The 4,718-nt window shown below is 61.5% G+C and carries 5 protein-coding genes and 1 pseudogene; 5 read left to right on the top strand and 1 reads right to left on the bottom strand.

What is annotated here, in order from left to right; genetic code table 11:
- From NKJ15_RS32750 to NKJ15_RS32730, 5 genes and pseudogenes are all read left to right on the top strand, one after another.
- Positions 1 to 127: pseudogene (locus NKJ15_RS32750) on the top strand (S-(hydroxymethyl)glutathione synthase); the annotation flags it as partial.
- Between the two features lie 66 nt (positions 128 to 193).
- Positions 194 to 661, top strand: a complete 468-nt coding sequence (locus NKJ15_RS32745) for a YaiI/YqxD family protein (RefSeq protein ID WP_352454435.1) — start codon at positions 194 to 196, stop codon at positions 659 to 661.
- Between the two features lie 5 nt (positions 662 to 666).
- Positions 667 to 1,344, top strand: coding sequence for a DUF1345 domain-containing protein (locus tag NKJ15_RS32740; protein WP_352819819.1), 678 nt, complete (start codon positions 667 to 669; stop codon positions 1,342 to 1,344).
- A 103-nt stretch (positions 1,345 to 1,447) separates the two neighbouring features.
- Positions 1,448 to 2,329 carry a cytochrome b/b6 domain-containing protein gene (locus tag NKJ15_RS32735; protein WP_352766747.1) on the top strand — a complete coding sequence of 294 codons (882 nt, stop codon included), beginning with the start codon at positions 1,448 to 1,450 and terminating at the stop codon, positions 2,327 to 2,329.
- Between the two features lies 1 nt (position 2,330).
- Positions 2,331 to 3,140 carry a molybdopterin-binding protein gene (locus tag NKJ15_RS32730; RefSeq protein ID WP_352614056.1) on the top strand — a complete coding sequence of 270 codons (810 nt, stop codon included), beginning with the start codon at positions 2,331 to 2,333 and terminating at the stop codon, positions 3,138 to 3,140.
- Positions 3,141 to 3,458: 318 nt separating this feature from the next.
- Here the strand turns inward: NKJ15_RS32730 and NKJ15_RS32725 are convergent, their stop codons facing one another.
- Positions 3,459 to 4,496, bottom strand: a complete 1,038-nt coding sequence (locus NKJ15_RS32725) for an IS110 family RNA-guided transposase (protein ID WP_352502670.1) — start codon at positions 4,494 to 4,496, stop codon at positions 3,459 to 3,461.
- Between the last annotated feature and the right edge of the window lie 222 nt (positions 4,497 to 4,718).

Genomic DNA, 4,718 nt, shown 5'->3' with positions numbered 1-4,718 from the left:
CCGCATGGACGGCATAAGGTCACAGCTGAAGTCGATCGGGCTCGAACCTTATGATTGCCTCAATCCAGGACTGATGGACTATATCGCCACCTGGACGGCCAAGCGATCCGGCGCGTTGCCGGCCTAGTAGCCGCTCGACTATCATCGATCGAGCCGGGCGACGCCGCCCGGCTCTTTCACATTCGGAACAACGATGCCCGCACCCGCTATTCTCGTCGATGCCGACGCTTGCCCGGTGAAGGCCGAGGTCGAAAAAGTCGCCGAGCGGCACGGCATCGTCGTCACCTTCGTCTCCAATGGCGGCTTGCGTCCGTCGCGCGATCCGATGATCCGCAATGTCGTCGTCTCCAAGGGCGCCGATGCCGCCGACGACTGGATCGTCGAAAACGCCCGGTCCAACGACATTGTGGTGACCGCCGATATCCCGCTTGCCGCGCGCGCGGTGGCGCTTGGCGCCCATGTGCTCGGCCCGACGGGACGCCCGTTTACGCCGGAAACGATCGGCATGGCGGTGGCAATGCGCGATCTCAAGCAGCATCTGCGCGAGACCGGCGAAAGCAAGGGCTACAATTCGAGTTTCGCGCCGCAGGACCGCTCGCGGTTCCTAGGCGAGCTTGACCGCATCTTGCGGCGAGCGCTGAAATCCGCCTCAGCGGACTGAAGGCCATGGCGACTGGTACCCCGACCAAGATGCCCATGCAACGCCACACGCCGTTCGCGGTGTCGGCCTGCATCGGCGCGGCAGCCTTTGGCGCCGCGCTGGTCTGGCGTGCGCCGCTTGCCTATTCGATCGGCGCCAATGTGTTCTTTGCCGCCTATCTCGTCCTTGTCATCGCCCATATGCCGCGGCTTACCGGCAGCTATCTGCGCAAGAATGCAGGCGACACGGACCTGCCGGTACTGGCCATCTTCGCGGTCACGCTGATTGTCGTCGCTATTGCCATCATGTCGTTGTTTCAATTGATCAACAGGGAGAAGAGCGCGGACACCATCGAGCTTATGGTGGCGCTGCTGTCTATCCCGCTTGGCTGGTTGACCATCCATGCGATGGCGGCACTTCACTACGCGCATATCTACTGGTTGGATGGCGATGCGATGGATGGCGACACAAAAAAGAAAATTCCGGTCGGCGGCCTTGACTTCCCGGGCGGCAAGCGGCCGGAAGGCTCGGATTTCCTCTATTTCGCTACGGTGATCGGCATGACGGCCCAAACCGCCGACACCAACATCACGACCTCGCAAATGCGCCGTGTCGTGCTTGTGCATTCGATCCTGTCGTTCTTCTTCAACACGGTCATCGTGGCAGCCGCGGTCAACCTCGCCGTCAGCCTCGGCAGTCCGTAATAAATCCGTGATCGGGTGAAACATCGCTTAGGCTGGCGACGTATTGGGAGGAGAAGAGATCTGACGAGGCCGCGGAACCGCTTGGCAGGGAGGCACGGAAAATATGGAATCAGTTGCCAGAGGCGAAGCCAGCACCGGGGCAGATAGCGCTGCTTCGACGGATGCGACGCTGATCTATCGGCAGTCGCGCTGGACGCGGCTGACGCATTGGCTGTGGGCGATCGCGCTGTTCTTCATGCTGCTTTCCGGCCTGCAGATCTTCAACGCCCGCCCGCAGCTCTATATCGGCAAGGAGTCGGGTTTTGGCTACAACAACACCGTCTTCGCCATTGGCGCCGAGAATACGGCGACTGGCCCGCGCGGCTATACCGAAATCTTCGGCAAGCGCTTCGATACCACTGGCGTGCTCGGCTGGTCGGGTCCGGCCGGCCAGGAGACCTCCCGTGCCTTCCCGTCCTGGGCGACGATCCCTTCCTATTACGATCTCGGCACCGCGCGCGTTGTTCATTTCTTCTTCGCCTGGGTGCTGACCACCACGCTGCTGGTCTGGCTGGTCGCCAGCCTGATCAACGGCCATTTGCGCCGCGATCTTGCCCCGCGCCTCGATGATTTCAGGCGCCTGCCGCGAGACATTGTCGAGCACGCCAAGCTCAGGTTCCATCACACGCGCGACTACAACACGCTGCAGAAGATGGCCTATGGCGGCGTGCTGTTCGTGCTGCTGCCGCTGATGATCATCACCGGCCTTGCCATGTCGCCGAGCATGGATTCGGTGCTGCCGTTCCTGAATGATCTGCTCGGCGGCCGACAGACGGCACGCACCATTCATTTCACGGTGATGCTGCTGCTCGTCGCCTTCTTCATTATCCACATCCTGATGATCCTGGCCGCCGGCCCGATCAACGAGCTGCGCTCCATCATCACCGGGTGGTACCGAACCGACCCGCCGGCGCATGGCGACAAAGCGCCAGAGAGGAGTGCCTGACATGGCGAAATTCGAGATCAGCCCCAAGCTACAGATAAGCCGAAGAAAGTTCCTGACCTCGGCCAGCCTCGGCCTTTCCGGCATCATGCTGTCGGGCTGCGACGCCTTCGACAGCCAGCTTGGCGTCGGCGACAGCCTGCGCAGCTTCCTCGAAAGCGCCAATGGCCTGACCTGGCGGGCGCAGCGACTGCTTGCCGGCGCTGATGCGCTGGCGCCGGAGTTCACCGAGGCCGACATTCGCCAGCCGCAGCGGCCGAACGGTGTCACCGCACCGGACGACGATTTCTACAAGGGCCTGCTCGCCAGCGATTTCGCCGACTGGCGGCTGGAGGTTTCAGGCCTGGTCGAAAAACCGCTGTCGCTGAGCCGCGAGCAGCTGATGAACATGCCGAGCCGCACCCAGATCACCCGTCACGACTGCGTCGAAGGCTGGAGCTGCATTGCCAAATGGACCGGCACGCCGCTGTCGCTGGTGCTCGACCAGGCAGTGGTCAAGCCGCAGGCGCGCTACGTCATGTTCCACTGCCTCGATACGATCGACCGCAGCCTGGCCGGCGATATCAAATATTACGGCTCGATCGACCTGATCGATGCTCGCCATCCGCAGACGATCCTTGCCTATGGCCTCAACGGCAAGCCATTGCCGGTCGAGAACGGCGCGCCGCTGCGCGTGCGCGTCGAGCGCCAGCTCGGCTACAAGATGCCGAAATACCTCTACAAGATCGAGCTGGTCGACGGCTTCGCCAACATCGGCGGCGGCAGAGGCGGCTATTGGGAGGACAATGGCTACGACTGGTACGGCGGCATCTGACCGATAGTGTTGAAAAAGTCCGGGTTGCAGCAGTCCTGAAGCACTTCTCTATTCGGCATGTTGAGGTCAAGCGCTTTCGAGCTTGCGGCTTCTCCGGCGTTTGACGTCTTTCGCGGGGCCTCGCTTCTCTACGGGATCGGCTTTAGCCCTCCCAGCATGGGATCAGGAGAATGAAGCGGCACAATCTGATTCGCGGCCTGATCGGCTGCAGTGAGCGACCGGTCCGAGTGCTTCAACGAACTCGCCTCATCCATCGTCCCGCGAAGGACGTGCTTCCGCCGGTGGCGGAACTTGTCTCTCTCCTTACGGCCTTCCCGGTCAGATAGCGGCTGGCGAGGCCTCCCGCGTCCAGCGGAATTCGGTGCCGTCCACCCACATGCGGTGCATGATGACCGCCAGCCGGCGGGCTAGTGCGACGATCGCTTTTCGCAGACCGCACCGCTTGGCGACATTCATCGCCCACGCCTTCAGCCATGACCACTTCTTGACGCGCGTTAGCATCACTTGGGCGGCTTCGTAGAGCAAGGTGCGCATCATCCCGTCGCCGCACAGCGAGACGCGACCCACGCGGTGACTTTCACCTGATTGGTTGAGCACCGGCGTCAGTCCCAGGATGAACCCCACCGTTTTGGAGTTTCTGAATCGCTGTGGAATGTCGATCGTCGCGGTATAAGCCAGCGCCACCACAGGACCGACGCCGGAGATCGTCATCAAGCGCCGACAGACCTCATCGTCCCGCACGATTCTCAGAAGTCTGCGATGTAGAACTGTAAACTGTTCTCGCAGCTTGCAGCGCGCCTCCAGCAGCGGCGTGACAATTTCGGCCAGTTCACAGCGTCCTTCGACGAGCTCGCGAATCCGATCCTCAAACTTGACGGTCCCGACGACGCCAACCTTGAGCCCAAAATTGCGCAACAGGCCGCGCAGGTCGTTCTCGATGGCGAGGGCCTTTTCCTGCAGCAGCTTGCGCGCCGTCAGCAGCGCGCGGCGCTTCTGGCTCGTCAGCGTCTTGACATGCACCGGGCGGAACAGGTTGACGCGCATCATCTGTGCGATGCCGCGCGCATCATTGCGATCCGTCTTGTTCGGCCGCGCCTTGAGGAATGCCTTGGTGTGTCGGGTCTCGATGCAGATTGCCGGCAAACCGGCCTTGGCCAGGCCTTCGAACAGCCATTGCGACAACGGTCCGGCCTCGAGCCCGATCCGCTCGATGCGCAAGGCGGGACCTTTCAGAACCGCGGTGAGGTCGTCGGGGTGGCTGACCACCTTGACCTCGCGGCAGATCTTGCCAGTTTCATCGACAATGCAAACGGCGGTCTCTTTTACCGAGATATCCAATCCGGCATAATGCTTCATGCTGCGTTTCCTTTCCTGATGCTTGTGGCTGTAGCTGCAGACCACGTTCTATCATCAGCTCGGAGCGCAGCACCTCCGTCCATCACCGTCGAAGATGGGGCTCAAGCCGAATATCCCATCTGATTCAATCTTCGTCGTAAGAGGAGATTGAGTCGATGATGGGCGAGCAAAGTGTGATGCAGGAGGAGCTGTTCTACGGCTTCAGCCTGGAGCGGCATGTGC

Origin of the sequence: Mesorhizobium sp. M0207 (assembly GCF_040321995.1) — a bacterium.
Lineage (GTDB): Bacteria > Pseudomonadota > Alphaproteobacteria > Rhizobiales > Rhizobiaceae > Mesorhizobium.
This window is presented reverse-complemented; position numbering and strand designations above follow the sequence as displayed.

Coding starts and splice junctions, on each gene's coding strand:
- NKJ15_RS32735 (WP_352766747.1), top strand. CDS start 1,448: ATGGAATCAGTTGCCAGAGGCGAAGCCAGCACCGGGGCAGATAGCGCT.
- NKJ15_RS32730 (WP_352614056.1), top strand. CDS start 2,331: ATGGCGAAATTCGAGATCAGCCCCAAGCTACAGATAAGCCGAAGAAAG.
- NKJ15_RS32745 (WP_352454435.1), top strand. CDS start 194: ATGCCCGCACCCGCTATTCTCGTCGATGCCGACGCTTGCCCGGTGAAG.
- NKJ15_RS32725 (WP_352502670.1), bottom strand. CDS start 4,496: ATGAAGCATTATGCCGGATTGGATATCTCGGTAAAAGAGACCGCCGTT.
- NKJ15_RS32740 (WP_352819819.1), top strand. CDS start 667: ATGGCGACTGGTACCCCGACCAAGATGCCCATGCAACGCCACACGCCG.